The following is a 19031-nucleotide window of genomic DNA, read 5'->3' as shown; positions in this document are numbered from 1 at the left end:
CAATGAGTGAGATGACTCAGAACGCTGCACAGCAACCTATTGATGAATTGGTTAGTTGGGTAAAGCAGCATGATTTCTCATTGAACCTGACGACAGAACGACTGGCGTTCCTTATTGCCATCGCAGTATTGAGTAACGAAAGGTTTGATGAAGAATTAGGTGAAGGTGAGTTACACGATGCGTTTGCCATCGTAACTCGCTTATTTGAAGAAACCGGTGAAGCCTCCGCGTTTCGTGCTAATAATGCGATCAATGAGTTGGTAAAACAGCGCTTAATGAGCCGCTTCACCAGCGAGATGACTGATGGCGTTAGCATTTACCGTTTGTCACCGTTGGCTATTGGTATTACGGACTATTACGTCCGCCATAGAGAGTTTTCCAAGCTGAAGCTCTCAATTCAGCTTTCTATGGTCGCCGATGAAATGGCCAAGGCGATTGAAGCCGCGAATAAAGGTGGTACTCCCGGGCATTGGAAAAAGAACGTCTACGGCGTATTAAAATACTCGGTAGGGGAAATTTTTGATCGTATCGATTTAAACCAACGTGTGATGGACGAGCAGCAGCAATCGGTCAAACTGCAAATCGCAGAGTTGCTGAATAAAGATTGGCGTGAAGCGATCAACAACTGTGAATCGTTATTGTCTGAAACCTCTTCAACGCTGCGTGAACTGCAAGACACTTTACAAGCGGCGGGGGATGAGCTGCAAACGCAAATTTTGGATATCCAAGAATTGGTTTATGGCGAAGCTGAACTCGAATTTATTGAAGAAATCCTGTTTGGATTACAGATGAAACTTGATCGCATCACCAGTTGGGGACAACAAGCGATCGATCTCTGGATTGGCTACGACCGCCATGTCCATAAATTCATTCGTACCGCCATTGATATGGACCAAAACCGAGCGTTTAGCCAGCGCTTACGTCAATCACTCAGCGACTATTTTGACGCGCCTTGGTATCTCACTTATGCCGATGCTGAGCGTTTAACCGACCTGCGAGATGAAGCTCTCGTGTTAAGAGATGATGAGGTGATGGGGCAAGTGCCTCCAGAAGTGGAGTACGAAGAGTTCCAGCAAGTCAATGATGAGCTCTCCCTGCGTATCGGCAGCATGCTCAAAGGTCATAAAGATCAAGGGATGCCAATTGATTTAGGACGAGTACTCAGAGACTACCTCACCACTCATCCCCATACACATCATTTTGATTTAGCCCGAATTATTGTTGATCAAGCGGTGAGACTTGGCTACTCAGAGCAAGATTACCAAGCCATCCAACCTGACTGGCAAGCGATCAACGATTTTGGTGCAAAGGTACAAGCAAATGTCATCGACAGATATTAATGAATACATGCCAGAAAATCTGGCTAAAGCGATTTCAAATCCTTTATTTCCTGCGCTAGATAGCCAGCTTCGAGCTGGGCGTCATGTTTCTAGTGATGATTTGGATAATCACACCTTTTTATTGGATTTTGAGCCCGGTTTAGCGCTGTTTTACCAACGCTATAACACCGAATTAGTCAAAGCGCCGGAAGGCTTTTTTTACCTGCGTCCTCGCTCTACTGCTTTAATCAATCGTAGCGTGCTGTCTGAGTTGGATATGCTGGTCGGCAAAGTGCTCTGTTTTCTTTATTTGAGTCCTGAACGCCTTGCGCACGAAGGCATCTTTACTAATCAAGAATTGTACGAAGAGCTACTGTCTCTGGCCGATGAAAAAAAACTGATGAAGCTCGTCACCAACCGAGCCAGCGGTTCAGACTTAGACAAAGAAAAGCTGTTTGAAAAAGTGCGTACCTCATTGCGTCGTTTACGTCGTTTGGGGATGATCATCCATTTAGGTGATACCAATAAATTCCGCATTAGCGAAGCCGTATTTCGTTTTGGTGCCGATGTGCGTATTGGTGACGACATGCGTGAAGCACAACTGCGTTTGATCCGCGATGGTGAGGCGGTTGTCCACGCCCAAGAGCCGAATCAAGGCAGCTTGCTGGATAACGAAGACGAGATTGAAGAACAAAATGTTAACGAGCAAACAGAATGGGAAGGTGAAGCATGATTGAGAGAGGTAAATATCAATCGCTAACCATGATCAATTGGAACGGCTTTTTTGCTCGTACTTTTGATATTGATGGATTAGTTACCACCTTGTCAGGCGGTAACGGTGCGGGCAAATCGACCACCATGGCGGCATTCATCACCACCTTGATCCCAGATCAAAGTTTGCTCCATTTTAGAAACACCACCGAAGCGGGCAGCTCACAAGCGTCTCGCGATAAAGGCTTATACGGTAAACTGCAAGCGGGCGCATGTTACGCCGCGTTGGATGTAGTGAATTCACGCAAACAGCGTTTACTGTTTGGCGTTAAGCTACAACAGGTGGCGGGGCGCGATAAAAAAGTGGATATCAAACCGTTTGTGATTCAAGGCTTGCCAAGCCATGTTAAACCAACCGATGTGCTGATTGAAAACGTCTCAGACAACCACGCGCGCGTGCGTCAACTCAATGAAGTGAAAGAGATTGTCGCGAAAATTGAAGGGGCGCATTTTAAAGCGTTTAGCTCCATTGTGGATTATCACGCGCAAATGTTTGAATTTGGCGTGGTGCCGAAAAAACTGCGTAACAGCAGTGACCGTTCAAAATTCTATCGCTTGATTGAGGCTTCTTTATACGGCGGTATTTCCAGTGCCATTACTCGCTCGTTGCGTGATTATCTGTTGCCACAAAATGGTGGTGTGAAGAAAGCATTCCAAGATATGGAATCGGCGTTACGTGAAAACCGCATGACGTTAGAAGCGATCAAAACCACGCAAGCGGATCGCGATCTCTTCAAGCACCTGATTACCGAATCGACAAATTACGTGGCCGCTGATTACATGCGCCACGCCAACGATCGCCACAATAAGCTAGAGCAAACGCTCGCGTTGCGTAACGAGTTGTTCGGCTCTCGCCATACATTGATTGAGCAAAATCGATTGCTCAATCAAGTTCAAGAAGAGCTTGAACTGCTGTTAGAGCAAGAATCTACCTTAGAGCAAGATCACCAAGCCGCTTCTGATCACTTGCAACTGGTGCAAAACGCACTGCGTCAGCAAGAGAAAATTGAACGCTATCAAGAGGATTTGCAAGAGCTCACTATTCGCCTTGAAGAGCAGATGATGGTGGTGGAAGAGGCGCAAGAGCGCGTCATGATGGCTGAAGAGCAAGCGATTATCTCTGAAGATGAGGTCGATAGCTTAAAGAGTCAATTGGCCGATTACCAACAAGCATTAGATGTTCAACAAACGCGAGCCTTGCAATATCAACAAGCCGTACAGGCGCTCGATAAAGCCAAACAGTTGCTAAATGATGATCAGTTAACACCAGAACGTGCCCAAGCGCAGGTTTCTGATCTCAAGCATCAGCAAGACGCTAACACCACCACCTTATTAGCGTTAAAGCATAAATTGGACATGTCTTCGGCCGCAGTCGAACAGTTTGAGCAGGCACTGAAACTGGTGCGCAGTGTGGTGGGTGAAGTGCCTCGTCACGATGCGGCTCAGCATGCAAAAGCCATCATGCAGCAAGCGCGTAACGCCCAGCAAATCAGCCAAAATGAAGCACAGTGGTATGCACAGCAGCGAGATCTGGAACGTCGCTTAAATCAGCAGCAAGTGGCGCGTCAGTCCGTGGTTGAATACCAAAAGCAACACCATATTGACTTGCACGATGAGCTAACACTAGAGCAAGAGCGCGAGCGCCACGCCGCTCTGATTGAATCGCTGGAATATGAACAAGAAGTGCTGCGTGAACAGCGCAGTGAGCAACGCCGTACCGAGCAAGATAAACAGGCTGAAATTCAACGACTGGAATCGATCGCTCCGACTTGGATTGCTGCCAACGATGCATTGCATACTTTACGTGAACAAAGTGATGCAACATTAGAAAATAGCCAAGCTGTGATGTCACAGATGCAGCAAGTGCTTGAGCAAGAAAAAGCACAATCAATCGCTAAAGATAAACTGGCAGAACGTCGCGCGCAGCTTGAAAATGAAATCGAGCGCTTGGCGTCTCCTGGTGGTTCAAATGATCCTCGCTTGAAAGGATTAGCAGATAGCTTAGGCGGCGTTTTACTGTCTGAAATTTACGATGACATCACGATTGACGATGCACCTTATTTCAGTGCCATGTACGGCCCAGCTCGCCATGCGATTGTGGTTTCGGATTTATCTGGCATCAAAGAGAAGCTGGTCGAGCTTGATGACTGCCCAGAAGATCTGTACATCATTGAAGGGGATGTCGATGCCTTTGATGATAGCTCGTTCAATGCTGACGAATTGGAAGGAGCGGTATGTGTTCAGCTCAATAACCGCCAAATGCGTTATTCTCGTTTACCTGAGATCCCACTCTTTGGCCGCGCCGCGCGTGAACAACGTTTAGAGTTACTGCGTAACGAGCGCGAAGAAGTGGTGGAAGAGCACTCGAAAGCGGCGTTTGATTCACAAAAACTGCAACGTCTATACCACAGCTTTAACCAATTTGTTGCTTCACACATCCAAGTTGCTTTTGAAGCCGATCCAGAACAAGCGTTGCAAGCTGCACGTGAGCAACGCAATCAACTGGTCCGTGTATTGGCTGAATTGGATGCAAAAGAACAGCAGCAACGCAACCAGTTACAGCTAAGCAAACACGCGTTAACGATGCTCGATAAGCTGGCTCCTAACATGTTGCTCATTGAAGATGAGGCATTGCAAGCACGTTTCGATGAAGCTGAGCTGAACATTAATCAACTGGCGGAAGCGAAAGCGTTTTTAAGCTCGCACGGTAAAGCCATCGCGGAGTTAGAACAGCTTGCTTCAGCGCTTGAGGTTGACCCGCAGCAATTTGATGCACTCACTGCACAATATCAGCAAGCGGATCAAGCTCTTCAGACATTGAAAGTGCAGATCTTTGCACTCTCAGACGTGATTGAACGCCGCCACTATTTTAGCTATTCCGATTCGGTTGATCTGCTCAGTAAAAGCAGCGAGCTAAGTGAGCAGCTCAAAAACAAATTGGTCGAGGCAGAAAGCGCCCGTACCCGTACTCGTGATGAGCTCAAACAGGCTCAAAGCCAAATGAACCAATATAACCAAGTGTTAGCGGCCTTAAAAAGCTCGCATCAAGCTAAGTTGGAAACGGTTCAAGAGTTCAAGCAGGAGCTACAAGAGTTTGGTGTGCATGCCGATGAAGGTGCGCAAGAGCGTGCTGAACGTCGTCGTGATGAATTTCAACAGCGTCTGCATGCCTCACGTACCCGTAAGAGCGAGTATGAACGTACACTAACCGCAACTGATCTTGAAATGAAAGCATTAGTTAAACGGTTGAAAAAGGCGCAGAAAGATTATCAAGATCTGCGCACATTTGTGGTGAATGCAAAAGCAGGGTGGTGCTCTGTATTACGTTTGGCGCGTGATCATGATGTTGAGCGCCGCTTGCATAAACGTGAGCTAGCGTATCTATCGGCCGATGAACTGCGTTCCATGTCGGATAAATCGTTGGGCGCACTGCGTTTAGCCGTCGCAAGCAATGACGACCTACGCGATGCACTGCGTTTGTCGGAAGATAACGCACATCCAGAACGCAAAGTTTTGTTCTATATCGCCGTGTATCAACATCTGCGTGAGCGTATTCGCCAAGACATCATTCGCACTGATGATCCTGTTGAAGCGATTGAAGAGATGGAAGTGGAGCTTGCGCGCTTAACAGAAGAGCTGACTCAACGTGAAAACCGTTTAGCGATCAGCTCTGAATCGGTGGCCAGCATCATCAAAAAAACCATTCAACGTGAGCAAAATCGTATTCGGATGCTCAACCAAGGTTTGTCTAACATTAACTTTGGTCAAGTGAAAGGCGTTCGCCTTAACGTGAAAGTACGCGAGAGCCATGAAATCCTACTCGCGGGATTATCTGAAAAACAGAGTCAGCATAAAGATCTGTTTGAGAGTACTCGTTATACCTTCTCCGAAGCGATGGCGAAATTGTTCCAGCGTGTTAACCCGCATATCGATATGGGGCAACGTTCACCGCAAGTATTGGGTGAAGAGCTATTGGATTACCGTAACTACTTAGAGTTGAGTGTTGAAGTAAATCGCGGATCCGATGGCTGGTTGCAAGCGGAATCGGGCGCGTTATCGACTGGTGAAGCGATTGGTACTGGGCAGTCTATTTTATTGATGGTAATTCAAAGTTGGGAAGAGGAATCTCGTCGTCTACGCAGTAAAGACATCGTTCCATGTCGTTTACTGTTTTTAGATGAAGCGGCGCGTTTGGATGCTAAATCCATTTCAACCTTGTTTGAACTGTGCGAGCGTCTGGATATGCAACTCTTGATTGCTGCGCCAGAGAATATTAGCCCTGAGAAAGGCACGACTTATATATTAGTGCGCAAAGTGTTTAAAGATCACGAACACGTTCATGTGGTCGGTCTACGGGGTTTTGGTCAAACTGAAAAACCAAAATCAGAAGCACAGCAGATGGCCGAAATGCTGTAAGCATCGCCTCCATCGCTAATAAAAAAGCCCAATACTCCTGATAGAGATTGGGCTTTTTAGTGATTAAATTTGGTGAGAGTTACTCGCTTACCTCACCTGAACCGAATTGCTTTGCGGCATAAGCCACGCGTTCTTCGGGGCTGGGATAGATAAGTTGCGTACCTAAACTTTCAATATGCTGCAAGCGTGGCAACAGCCCTGCGCCATTGGCTATCTGGATAGCAAGCCCTGGGCGAGCGTTAAGCTCAAGTACCATCGGGCCTTCTTCTTTATCCAACACCATGTCGGTTCCCATATAACCAAGGCCGGTCATTTCCCAAGCGCTAGAGGCTAAGGTGAGTAGCTTTTTCCAATGTGGTACTTGCAGCGTTGAGAGCTCTTTGCCGGTATCTGGGTGCTCAGTGATGGGTAAATTAAACTGCACTGCTCGTACTGCTTTTCCTGTCGCAATATCAAGACCTACGCCAACAGCGCCTTGGTGTAAGTTGGCTTTACCATCAGAAGCCGAAGTCGAAAGGCGCATCATCGCCATGACGGGGTAACCTTTGAAGACAATAATGCGTACATCAGGCACACCCTCATAGCTAAAGCCTTCGAAACAATCGTCAAACTTAATTAGGTTTTCAACCACAGCAACATCATTTTTACCGCCTAGTGAAAATAGTCCGGCCAAGGCATTACTGATGTGGCGCTCAACATCTTGCTGGTTGATGGTCGCACCAGAAGGTTTAGTGTACACGCCATCCTTGTGCGACATAATCACTAAAATTCCTTTACCACCGCTTCCGCGTGCAGGTTTTATCACAAAGCCCGGCCACTCTTTAACCATGGCATGGATCGACTTCACATCCGCTTGATTACTGATCACACCAATCAGTTTTGGCACAGTACAACCCGCACGCTGCGCAATCAATTTGGTTTGTAACTTATCATCAACCAATGGGTATTTTGAGCGATCGTTATAGCGACCAATGTAGCTATGGTTGCGCTTGTTCATGCCCATAATGCCTTTACGGCGTAGCTTAAATGGAGAAGTGTATTCGGATAATGAAAACATCTTTACTCCTCGGCTAACGGTTTAAAACGGCGAAGTTCAGTTAAACGGTATCCAGTATAGGTTCCCAATAGCAGAATGGCAGCTAATACGATCAGCTGTAAGCCAATAAAATTAAAGGTTAGGTGTTGGACATAAGAGTTAGTCATTGCTAAGTAGATTAAGATGGAAGTAAAGAGCGAGCCGCCACCTTGTAAAATCACCTCTTTTGCTCCTTCTTCTTCCCACAGAATCGACATACGTTCGATGGTCCAAGAGAGAATGATCATCGGGAAGAAGGTAATGGATAACCCTTCGGTCAGCCCGATCTTAAAGGCAACGACGGTAAAGACAGAGATGATGAGTATTACCGCAATGATGACCGCCGATATCCGTGCTACCAGTAGCAGGTTCAATTTCGATAAATAGCTACGAATGATCAAACCCGTTCCGACGATAAGCAGAAAGCCCACGATACCCGTCAGTAATTGAGTTTGAACAAACGCCACGGCGATAAGTACCGGCATGAAAGTACCTGAGGTCTTTAGCCCAATAATCACCCGCAAGAACACCACAATTAATGCGCCGATAGGAATCAACATGATGGTCTTGAACATCGCTTGCTCTTCAAGCGGCAAACTGTGAATAGAGAAGTTTAAGAGTTTGTCGGCCTCAATTTTATTATTGGTTGCCGTTTGAGGTGAAACATCTTGAGACAGCATAGTGAAGTGAACTTGGCTGTTTTGCCCACCCGTGACATCCAGCAGTGAAACGTTGGATTCATCCCAAACCAGTAGGTTAGGGTGGTTGGGCTGCGTGCCCGTTTCAGGGTTAAAAAGTACCCACTGATCACCATTCCATATTTCGTTCATGTGTTGAATCGTTTGACGGCGGCGACCATCTTCGAGCTGAATAACACCAACGACTTTATTGGGAATTTGAGAGTATGACAGCAGTTTTTGTGTGGCGTCCACTTTGCTCATTTTATTAAGCAGCAAAGAGGCGTTTTGGCTATCGGCGTCATTGAGATTTTTAATCAGTTCGCGGGTAAAAGTGATGTTATCCGCCGAGCGTTGATTCGCTCGTTCAATTAATGCGATAGCCGCTGCTTCTTCTGGGCCATCAAAGGTTGGCTTAACCACATCACCCATCGGGGGGATAGGGTCCGCTTTCGCTTGAGGATCGACTAAAAATTGGCTTTTGTAGTAAATCGTTTGTGGGCCAGTTGCTTTGCGGATTGACCACTCAACACGTTTGCCCGTGTCAGTAGTAACGTAAGCTACGCCATAACCTGGTGATGATGACGATTCATTGATCAAAGTATATCCATCTTGAGTATGAGGCGCAGCTAAAGAGACTTTGGCTTCTTTGCCTAACGCATTGAATTCAACACGTGCTTCAATATCCCAAATTTGGCGAGTTTCCCCGGGTGTCCATGGCACCCCATATGTTTGGTGGCGAACTACACTCAATGTAATACCAGCCGCTATCAGTAACAAGACTGATAGATAAAATGGAACTCGTGACGTCATAAATATCCTTGCTGTTATTTGGTTTCGGTGTGGATGTATTTGCGACTGACATCGACTAGGGCGATATCACGAATAAATTCGCGTCCTAAGAGGATAGGATGGCTCATTTGAGAGCGATCAGCCAAGGTGAACTGTGCTTTTTCGTGAATACTGCCTAATTTTACCCACAGCTCAACAACGGCTCTGCGTTCCATTTCTTCATTGGTCGATTGGCGAATTTTAACGTAGCGAATAATAGGGGATTCTATCCAGTTCGTTTCATCTGTTGCTTTCTCACCATCGGAAAGGTGGAAACGCACCCAGTTCTTTCCGTTACGCTCAAATTCTTCAATATCAATGGCATTAAGTGAAGAAGTCGCGGCTCCTGTGTCAACACGCGCGTCAAATGTTTGTTTGATCGAATCAATCGTTACCTTTTCAACTTCACCTAAAATAACGTCATAACGAGATCTTGGCATCGATGGAGTCGCAGCCGGAACGATAAGGTCATCGCCGGTTGTTGCTTCTGTATGTGACTTTTGGGCGTTAGCGGCAATCACCTTGAGTTTAGAGAGTTTTTGATCGAGCTTTAACATCTGATTTTCAAGGTTTTCAATGTAATCATTCTGGTTACTCAACTGAAGTTCCAGATTGGTCATTGTATTGTTGAGGTTCGATTCCGAAGTCTGAATCGCTGCTAGGGTAGCTTGGTGGTATTGTTCACCATTTGTTAGGGTGCAGCCTGACAGTAAAGCAATTGCAACAACGGATGCTATTGACTTAAACATTTGCGACCTTATGTATTTGTGATGGATAACTACTGATAAACCGAAGTTTAGCTGATAAAAAAGGATGCGTGTAGCATCCTCCGATAAGGGTAATATTATACGCAGAATCAAGCGTTAAAACTGTGTCAATTATAGTTTTTTTGCCACCAAAATAGCGCGTCTTGGTGCCGGATAACCTTCTAAGGTTTTGCTTGGGTCGTTTGGGTCAAGATAGTCGGGTAATGAGTTGTGCGTCATCCATGGAGTTGTCCGTTGTTCATCAACGGAGGTGACACTCTCATCAACGATACGCACGTCACCAAAACCACATTTTTCAAGCCACACTTTGAGCGCTTTTGCTGAAGGGAAAAAGTAGACGTTACGCATTTGTGCGTAGCGGTCGACAGGGACCAACACCGCATTTTCGTCGCCTTCAATAACCAGCGTCTCAAGAATCAATTCGCCCCCTGTGACCAACTGATTTTTCAATTGGATCAGATGATCTAGCGGTGAGCGGCGATGGTATAGGACACCCATGCTAAATACGGTGTCAAAGGCGTTCAATTCAGGTAATTGTTCAATGCCTAGTGGCAGAAGATGAGCACGTTGGTCATCACCCAATAGTTTACGCACCGCTTCAAACTGCACTAAAAACAGGTGCGAAGGGTCGATACCCACACACAGGCGAGCACCTTCGCCAAGCATACGCCACATGTGATAACCATTACCACAGCCAACATCCAGCACGGAACGGTCTTTCAGCGGTGAAATGTGGGGCAATACGCGATCCCATTTCCAATCGGATCGCCACTCAGTGTCGATATGGATACCGTGTAGGTGATAGGGGCCTTTGCGCCAAGGATGAAAGGTTTTAAGCAAACTTTCTAGTTTCTTCTGTTCGCCTAACGTCAGCGGTGTGCTATTTGAGAGAGTGACTGACTGTTTGAGCTCAAGCAGATCAGGTGTACCCGAGGGGATTTTATTTAACGCACGAACCCAGCGGTCAAAGTCGCCATGCTCTGCATTTTGCCAGTCCGTCAACTGTTGTGGCAAAACGTTTAGCCAAGGTTGGAGACGGGTATCTTGAGCGATCAGTTGATAAAAATTGGCAAAGTTAAACATGCAAAGCGTATTCCTAGATTAGGTAAAAAGACCCTAGACAAATGGCAAATCAGGTTTTGGCCCTTCTAGGGAAAAAAGCCAAAACGGCATTCTATTATTTAATGGCGAACATTGAACCAAAGTTGAAACACTGGAACCACATTTCATAGCTTGAAAAGCCAATTTGTTTAAAGCGAGCTTTATGTGTTGTGATGGAATCTGGGCACATCACATTTTCAATCGCACTGCGTTTTTGACTGATCTCTAATTCGCTGTAGCCATTGGCTCGCTTGAAATCATGGTGGAGATCAATTAGCAGCTCATGCGCCGTTTCATCTTCAAAAATGTACTTTTCAGACAAAATTAGTATGCCACCCGGGCGAAGGCCCGCGTAGATTTTTTCAAGCAGCGCGAGCCTATCTTCTGGCGATAGAAATTGCAGCGTAAAATTGAGCACCACCACAGAGGCATCACGAATTTCAATCTCACGAATGTCGGCCTCAATCACCTCGACAGGCGTATCCGAACGATAGGCGTTAATGTGCAGCTTGCATCGTTCAACCATGGCGGACGAGTTATCAACCGCCACAATTTTACAACCTTCTTGGCGAATATGACGACGCATCGAAAGCGTAGCCGCGCCTAAAGAGCAACCCAAATCGTAAATGGTAGAGTGTGGTTTAACAAAGCGCTCAGCTAACATGCCAATGGCCGAAATAATATTGCTGTATCCCGGCACTGAGCGTTGGATCATATCAGGGAAGACTTCAGCAACACGTTCATCAAAGGTGAAATCACCAATCTTATCGATTGGGGCAGAAAAGATGATGTCTTTATGATTGCTCATGGTGTACCTCATAGCGGCGCGCAACAAGCAGTGCTGACGGCTGCACTACCTTAAAAAAGGCGCACATTTTAAGAGAAAAGCGTGCGCGTGTCATTAACCTTGCACGACTCTCGATGAGATTATATTAAAATTAAAACTGGTCCGGTCTTTAATGGGTTTTTAAGCTGATAACAACTCTATCATACGCTGACAGTGTCAAGACGTTTTTGATGAATAAAGATGAATCTAATAGCACGCGAAAGATTCACATCTTTGCATTTGAATTACTGAGCTAGTGAAAGAATAATTATTTGCATAAAGACATACATTTCTTATAGGTCAAAAAATGATATATCCTTCTTTTCTATTTTCATCCTCTATTTCTGGAATTGGGTGTCAAGCTATTAAAAAAAATAATAACTCATTTTCTAAACAAGTTAAAAAAGTTAAACGGCTTAAGAAGAGAAAAAATAAAAATAGCTCACATGATTTTAGTAAACCATTTTATAGAACGTTTCTTATAGAAACCGCGATTAAAGCAATAAATGAAAGTCAAGGTATTTTAAAAAATAAAGAGAGACGTATAAAAATACTTCAAGAGTCTCTTCCTGAAGAGGAGCAGTGTCTACCTCTTGAAGAGGAAGCTGAAATGATAAAAGCTACAGAAAATAAAATAGAAAAAACATTGAAAATAGATAATTCCCTCAGAAATCGCTTAAGAAAAAAAGATGTTAAATTAATGAAGAAAAAATGGAAGAGAGAGAAGTTATCTATGCTAAATAAAACGAAGCATAGCTGGGTTATTTTAAAGAATAATATTACTACACCTACAGGTGAAACATATAATAATATTATGACGCCTGCAGGGAAAATGAAGCTAGGTGATAGTGATATATTCAGTCATAGTTACAATGATGAAGGTATTTCCAGTGGAAGTATATGTGAATCTGAACATGCGGTAAATCTATGGATGTCTGAGCTGACATCAACATCGGGAGATGTGCTTTTTAAAGGTATAAGGCATGGGGTTTTGTCACCGTATGGACTTGATAAAAATAGTCAAGAGCGCAAAGTCGGTAGAGTCAATCGAGGGAAAGAGGTTATATTGGCTGCCTTGTATGCTAATAAGGCGATCTTAGAGTCTGCTTTACAAAACCCTGATGAAGTGGTGCCTTTACAATTAACATCAACCTCTCTAGTTACCGCTGGTAATGTTTGGTCTGTCACTGAAGGTGATCAATTAGAGGACCAAATATATTCATGGAATGAATTATCAAATAAAGTTATAGAATTAGAGGTGGTAGACAAATCAGGAAATTGTCAAAAAATTAAGGTTAAACCAGAGATCATTCCTTTTAATTTTGGAGTAAACGAGCTTTCTTTGAAATTTAAAATTGGTCAAAAGAAATCGGACAGTATAAACCTAGAGGGTTTAAAGATTCTGTTGGGGGATGGTTTTTGCAATAGTACTGATCCACAAGGTTGGGTCGGTAAATATTTGGCCGATAACCCTAAAAATAAATCGGTTGTTTTACAATTGGTACAACAAATAAAAGAGATTTGGGAAGCTAAAGCACATAATACCGATGAGAGTGACCCATACAAAATGGCAAGGTGCATTGTGTTATTAACGTATGAAATTGGGATTATTCCTGCTTGGAATTGCAAAAGTGGTAAAGATCGTACGGGTTTTCTTGACGGAGAAGTTAAGCGAGAAGTGATTAAATTACATCAGAATGAATCGGTTACTCCTTGGGGAGCACTTGGCAGTGAAGATCAGAAACTACTACAGAAGGTTTTACTCAACAGTGGTAACTTACAAATTCAGGAATCGAACACAGGAGGAGCTCAGGGGAATAAAGTGTGTACAAAAACACCTTGGATGCTGAGCTCAGCAGAACTGTCTCTAAAAAGAAAGAGAATTGGTGATAGAGACGCATGGAAAAAGATAAAAGGTTTGTCTAATTTTGTGAATTCATGAAACTGAATACCAAAAGATAGTGGCATTCATAAAAGCCTGATGGTTTGTTACCCCACATTTTTATGTGTTCGCATGAACTGGATTCCCCCTTTTGTTACACAATAGGGGGTGTGTATTAGTGGTGAGTTTTAGTATCAAAATAGGGTGATTTGGTGCTGGTCATCTTGGGCTGGAAATGTTGTCAATGTAGGTAATGTGAGTCGTTGTTGCAGCTGTTGGTATAGCTCGGCGGCTAATAATGGGGCTTCAATATTGTCTGGCGTGTGGACCATAAGATAAGGTTGTTTTCTTTGTTCGATCCAATGTGGCAGTTTGGTCATCCACGCTTCAAAAAAGGGGTAATTGGCCTCTAATTCTGGGTGGCCGATAAAACGGATCATCGGCGTTTGTGCCGTGGCAATGGCGTGAACAGGGACTTTAGGTTTCTTTTTCTGAGCATCAATGATGACGTGGGTCGTCGGTTTGGCCGAAAAGATAGGACGACTATCCATAATGATTCGATCAATCGACGATTCAACTAACCATTGATTGAGCGCTTTTTCAGCTTCTCCCTTAGCAAAAAACTCAAGGTGCCGCACTTCAACACTCAGTGGAAAACCCGCGGGAAAATAGGCGCAGAATTTTTTCAACTGCTCTAAGTGCTGTGGACCAAAAGTAGCTGGCAGTTGGATGGTCCATAATCCAACACGAGAGTGTAGAGGCTCCATCAGCATCATAAAATCTTTTAACTGATCTTGGCAGCCAGTGAGCTTATGTTCGTGGGTAATAGCTTTGGGCAGTTTGAACGTAAACCGAAAATCATCATGAGTGGCGGCGCGCCAGTTCTGCACTGTGTTCATGGAAGGTGACGCATAGAAAGTAGTGTTGCCTTCTACGGTATGAAAAACCCTCGCATACTTTTCAAGACGCTGCACAGCAGGCGTTCCCGCGCCGTAAAACGTACTTTGCCAGCCTGCATGTGACCACATGGTAAGGCCGAGTCGCAGTGGTAAATTCATCATACTGACCTTTTATCCATTACTAAAAATAAATACTCTACGAGAGTTTTGATGATTTTGGTATTTTAACGCTATAATCAGCCGCAATTTCTCAGCGGTGTTGCTATTTTGGTTGATTATTGATTTAAAAAGCAGCAACCCTTGATAAAACACAACAAATTGTATTCTGGAAGGTCGATTTTGCACATCTTTCAGCGTATAAATGGAACTTTGCGCTGCTCAGATAATGACGCTGAGCGGCTTAGAATTGATAACTAATTAGAGATTGGGAAATTCATTATGCGTAGCCATTATTGTGGTCACCTGAACAAGTCCCTCGCAGGACAAACTGTGGAGTTGTGCGGCTGGGTTAATCGCCGTCGTGATTTAGGCGGTCTTATCTTTATTGATATGCGAGATCGTGAAGGCATCGTTCAGGTGGTGGTTGATCCAGATATGGCGGATGTATTTGCAGTAGCTAACCAACTGCGTAATGAATTCTGCATTAAGCTCACTGGTGAAGTACGCGCGCGTCCAGAAAGTCAAATCAATAAAGAGATGGCGACTGGCGAAGTAGAAATTCTCGCGAGTGGGATTTCGATTATCAACCGCAGTGATGTTTTGCCACTGGATTTCAACCAAAAGAACTCAGAAGAGCAACGTCTAAAATATCGTTACTTAGATCTACGCCGTCCAGAAATGAGTGATCGTATTAAGCTGCGCGCTAAAGCGTCTAGCTTTGTACGCCGCTTCCTTGATGAACACGGTTTCCTCGATATTGAAACGCCAGTTTTGACGAAAGCAACGCCGGAAGGGGCTCGTGACTACTTAGTGCCAAGTCGTGTGCACAAAGGCAGTTTCTATGCACTTCCTCAATCGCCACAACTGTTTAAACAGTTGCTGATGATGTCAGGTTTTGACCGTTACTATCAAATCGTAAAATGTTTCCGTGATGAAGATTTACGTGCTGACCGTCAACCAGAATTTACTCAAATCGATATTGAAACGTCATTTATGACGGCCGACCAAGTGCGTGAAGTGACTGAAAAAATGGTTCGCAATATGTGGCTTGAGTTACTAAATGTAGACTTAGGTAATTTCCCTGTGATGCCATACAGCGAAGCGATGCGTCGCTATGGTAGCGACAAGCCGGATCTGCGTAACCCACTGGAATTGGTTGATGTTGCAGACCTTGTAAAAGATGTGGATTTCAATGTTTTCTCTGGCCCAGCTAATGATGCTAAAGGACGCGTTGCGGTTATTCGTGTACCGGGTGGCGCGGCATTAACTCGTAAGCAAATTGATAGCTACGCTGAGTTTGTTGGTATTTATGGCGCGAAAGGTTTGGCGTGGATGAAAGTCAATGACCGCGCTGCTGGCTTAGAGGGTGTTCAATCTCCGGTCGCGAAATTCCTTTCGGCTGACATTGTGGAAGGCATTTTGGCGCGTACTCACGCTGAGTCTGGCGACATCATTTTGTTTGGTGCCGATAAAATAAAAGTGGTGACTGAAGCCTTGGGTGCGCTGCGTTTGAAATTGGGTAAAGATCTGGCGATCACCAATGAAAATTCATGGGCTCCACTATGGGTTGTTGATTTCCCGATGTTTGAGGAAGATGACGAAGGTAACTTGCATGCTATGCATCACCCATTTACCGCGCCACTTAACTTAACCGCGCAAGAGCTGCAAGCCAACCCAGCGGTTGCAAATTCAAATGCTTACGACATGGTACTAAACGGCTATGAAGTGGGCGGTGGCTCGGTGCGTATTCACAATGCTGAAATGCAATCTGTGGTGTTTGATATTTTAGGTATCGATGCGCAAGAGCAACAACTGAAATTCGGCTTCCTATTGGATGCGCTGAAATTTGGTACGCCACCACACGCAGGTCTTGCATTCGGTCTTGACCGTTTGGTGATGCTGTTGTGTGGTACGGAAAATATTCGCGACGTGATCGCTTTCCCTAAAACAACCGCAGCCGCTTGTTTGCTAACGGATGCACCGAGTCTGGCTAACCCAGCGTCGCTCGAAGAGTTGGCGATTGCGGTGACGGTCGCAAAAGAAAAAGCGCAATAAACGCAACGGTAACAGGGTGGCGAAAGTCACCCTCTTTTTTGCCCCCGCGTAGGGTTATCCTTTTTTATTTGAGTGAACCTTGTTCTCTCGCCAATTGACTTAGTGACAGGAATCTCTCTTTTGGCTCAAATGTATTTCTATTACTCTGCGATGAATGCAGGTAAATCAACCACTCTTCTACAATCTTCTTTCAACTACCAAGAGCGTGGTATGACGCCCGTGATCTATACCGCCGCCATCGACGACCGCTATGGTGTTGGTAAAGTAAGTTCAAGAATAGGATTGGAATCAGACGCCCAGCTTTTTACTGCTGAAACGAATTTGTATGATGAGATCAACGCACTGCACGAGCAACAAAAGCGTCACTGCATTTTGGTTGATGAGTGCCAATTCTTAACCAAAGATCAAGTCTATCAATTGACTGAAGTGGTCGATAAAATCGGCATTCCGGTACTGTGCTATGGCTTGCGTACCGATTTCTTAGGTGAGCTATTTGAAGGGAGTAAATATCTACTTTCTTGGGCCGATAAGCTGGTGGAATTGAAAACAATTTGTCATTGTGGCCGTAAAGCGAACATGGTCATTCGCACCGATGAACATGGAGTGGCGATTGCTGAAGGTGATCAAGTCTCTATTGGTGGTAACGATAAATACGTGTCGGTATGTCGTCAGCACTATAAAGAAGCCTTGGGTAAGTAAATTCATTACTTCTGCGCCTTGAACAAATTATTCGATAGGGAGGTTTAAGCCCTGTCTCTTATACACAAATCCCCAAGCCTCTGCTTGGGGATTTTTTTGAACTAATTTTATGTTTCATGATCTGATCATCTAAGCAATAACAAGGATGATTAGAATGACTTATATAGAACCAACCCTCTGGGCACAAAAGCAATTTGGTCAAGCTCACCTCAATGACCCAAGACGTACTCAAAGACTCGTTGCCCTAGCTGCCTCTCTGGCCGAGCAACCTGGCGTACCGGTCTCGAAACTCATCATCTCCCCTGCAGATATGGAAGGGGCTTATCGCTTTATCCGTAATGAGCAAATCAAAGCAGAAGATATCGCTGAAGCGGGCTTTCATGTCACAGCGCAAGAGGCTTTAGAACAACAAACACTTCTTGCATTAGAAGATACGACTTCTCTAAGTTACTCCCATCGCAGCATACAAGATGAACTTGGGCACTCCAATCAAGGCAATCGAAATCGGGCTATGTTCATACACTCGACCTTACTTTTTGCTCCCGAAACTCAAGTGGTTGTTGGCTTAATTGAACAACAACGCTGGACTCGAGATATTGAAAAGCGTGGACAAGGACACCAGTACGCCACTCGACCATACAAAGAGAAAGAAAGCTATAAATGGGAGCAAGCTTCTCGCCATGTCGCAGAGCGACTTGGCGAGAAAATCTCAGATGTTATTTCTGTGTGCGATAGAGAAGCCGACCTATTTGAATACCTCACTTACAAGCAAGAGCAACAACAGCGATTCCTCGTTCGCTCAATGCAAAGTCGCTGTATAAAAGAGCATGATAATCGTCTTTATGACTACGCTTCCAAGCTGCAATCAGCAGGAGAAAGAGTGCTCGACATACCGCAAAAAGGCGGCCGTAAAGCTCGCACGGTTCACCTAGACATCAAATATGCCCCCGTGACACTCAAATCTCCCGCGAAGAAAAAAGAGTTCAATAACATTTCGCTTTACTACGTGGGATGCATAGAGCAAGGAGAGAGTAACGATAAGCTCGCATGGCACTTACTGACCTCAGAGCCAGTAACGAGCAGGGAAGAGGCACTTAAAATCGTCAGTTATTATGAGCTGCGTTGGCTAATTGAAGATTTTCATAAAGTCTGGAAAAGTGAAGGCACTCAAGTCGAGCAATTGAGAATGCAAAGCAAAGATAACTTAGAAAGGCTCAGCGTTATTCTGGCTTTTATCGCGACTCGGTTGCTCCAGTTGAGATTTATGAATGAATCAGATGAGTTATCTAAGAGCAGTTGTGAGCCGATATTAAAAGGCAAAGCATGGAAGCTAATGTGGCTAAAGCTAGAAAGAAAAGGGCTACCGAAGGAAGCTCCGGACATATCATGGGCTTACAGAGGTATTGCTCGATTAGGGGGTTGGAAGAATACAAAGCGAACGGGTCGTGCTTCTATAAAGACATTATGGCAAGGATGGTTTAGGTTACAAACCATCCTTGAAGGGTATGAACTGGCTAAGTCTCTTGATTCACCAGACTTGTGATCAAGAGACAG

The 19031-nt window shown here is 44.8% G+C and carries 12 protein-coding genes and 2 pseudogenes; 7 read left to right on the top strand and 7 right to left on the bottom strand.

The genetic code is table 11. The features are described 5' to 3' along the window. Positions 1–2: 2 nt before the first annotated feature. Genes mukF through mukB form a run of 3 tightly spaced genes read left to right on the top strand, consistent with a single transcriptional unit; the run spans position 3 to position 6506 of the window. Entirely contained in the window at positions 3–1340 is a 1338-nt protein-coding gene (mukF, locus tag AACT23_RS07960; protein WP_094129358.1) for a chromosome partition protein MukF, read from the top strand. After that, positions 1321–2052, top strand: coding sequence for a chromosome partition protein MukE (mukE, locus tag AACT23_RS07955; RefSeq protein WP_176428678.1), 732 nt, complete (start codon positions 1321–1323; stop codon positions 2050–2052). The genes mukF and mukE overlap by 20 nt, the downstream gene beginning before the upstream one ends. Next, positions 2049–6506 (top strand): chromosome partition protein MukB, encoded by a 4458-nt coding sequence (gene mukB, locus AACT23_RS07950; protein WP_094129352.1) that lies wholly within the window; start codon positions 2049–2051, stop codon positions 6504–6506. The genes mukE and mukB overlap by 4 nt, the downstream gene beginning before the upstream one ends. A gap of 79 nt (positions 6507–6585) precedes the next feature. Here mukB and AACT23_RS07945 read toward each other — a convergent pair whose 3' ends face one another. The 6 genes and pseudogenes from AACT23_RS07945 to cmoA form a co-directional block, all read right to left on the bottom strand. Next, a complete protein-coding gene (locus AACT23_RS07945; RefSeq protein ID WP_019280854.1) occupies positions 6586–7563 on the bottom strand; it encodes an alpha-L-glutamate ligase-like protein in 978 nt (325 codons plus the stop codon). A gap of 2 nt (positions 7564–7565) precedes the next feature. After that, a complete protein-coding gene (locus tag AACT23_RS07940; RefSeq protein ID WP_013857063.1) occupies positions 7566–9071 on the bottom strand; it encodes an inactive transglutaminase family protein in 1506 nt (501 codons plus the stop codon). 14 nt (positions 9072–9085) lie between these two features. Then, positions 9086–9517, bottom strand: a pseudogene (locus AACT23_RS18025) (ATP-dependent zinc protease family protein); the annotation flags it as partial. A 125-nt stretch (positions 9518–9642) separates the two neighbouring features. Continuing rightward, positions 9643–9838 (bottom strand): annotated as a pseudogene (locus AACT23_RS18020) (ATP-dependent Zn protease); the annotation flags it as partial. Positions 9839–9967: 129 nt separating this feature from the next. Continuing rightward, the gene (cmoB, locus tag AACT23_RS07930) at positions 9968–10939 is read right to left on the bottom strand and encodes a tRNA 5-methoxyuridine(34)/uridine 5-oxyacetic acid(34) synthase CmoB (protein ID WP_094129346.1); all 972 of its coding nucleotides are present in this window, start codon (positions 10937–10939) and stop codon (positions 9968–9970) included. A 94-nt stretch (positions 10940–11033) separates the two neighbouring features. Further along, complete coding sequence (gene cmoA, locus AACT23_RS07925) at positions 11034–11765, bottom strand: carboxy-S-adenosyl-L-methionine synthase CmoA (protein WP_029189742.1); 732 nt, start codon at positions 11763–11765, stop codon at positions 11034–11036. Between the two features lie 325 nt (positions 11766–12090). Here cmoA and AACT23_RS07920 point away from each other — a divergent pair, with 325 nt between their 5' ends. Next, positions 12091–13725, top strand: a complete 1635-nt coding sequence (locus AACT23_RS07920) for an inositol phosphate phosphatase SopB (protein WP_094129343.1) — start codon at positions 12091–12093, stop codon at positions 13723–13725. A gap of 134 nt (positions 13726–13859) precedes the next feature. Here the strand turns inward: AACT23_RS07920 and AACT23_RS07915 are convergent, their stop codons facing one another. Continuing rightward, on the bottom strand, positions 13860–14726 hold the full coding sequence (locus tag AACT23_RS07915) for a DUF72 domain-containing protein (protein ID WP_094129340.1): 867 nt from the start codon (positions 14724–14726) through the stop codon (positions 13860–13862). Positions 14727–15002: 276 nt separating this feature from the next. On the opposite strand from AACT23_RS07915, the gene aspS reads away from it, so the two are divergent. The 3 genes from aspS (at position 15003) to AACT23_RS07900 (ending at position 19020) form a co-directional block, all read left to right on the top strand. Beyond that, the gene (aspS, locus tag AACT23_RS07910) at positions 15003–16778 is read left to right on the top strand and encodes an aspartate--tRNA ligase (RefSeq protein ID WP_094129337.1); all 1776 of its coding nucleotides are present in this window, start codon (positions 15003–15005) and stop codon (positions 16776–16778) included. 120 nt (positions 16779–16898) lie between these two features. Beyond that, the gene (locus tag AACT23_RS07905; protein WP_026028832.1) at positions 16899–17477 is read left to right on the top strand and encodes a thymidine kinase; all 579 of its coding nucleotides are present in this window, start codon (positions 16899–16901) and stop codon (positions 17475–17477) included. A gap of 154 nt (positions 17478–17631) precedes the next feature. Next, a complete protein-coding gene (locus AACT23_RS07900) occupies positions 17632–19020 on the top strand; it encodes an IS4-like element ISVa18 family transposase (RefSeq protein WP_088731728.1) in 1389 nt (462 codons plus the stop codon). Positions 19021–19031: the final 11 nt, after the last annotated feature.

The sequence above is a fragment of the Vibrio sp. V09_P4A23P171 genome (assembly GCF_963875615.1).
Classification (GTDB): Bacteria; Pseudomonadota; Gammaproteobacteria; order Enterobacterales; family Vibrionaceae; genus Vibrio; species Vibrio anguillarum.
This window is presented reverse-complemented; position numbering and strand designations above follow the sequence as displayed.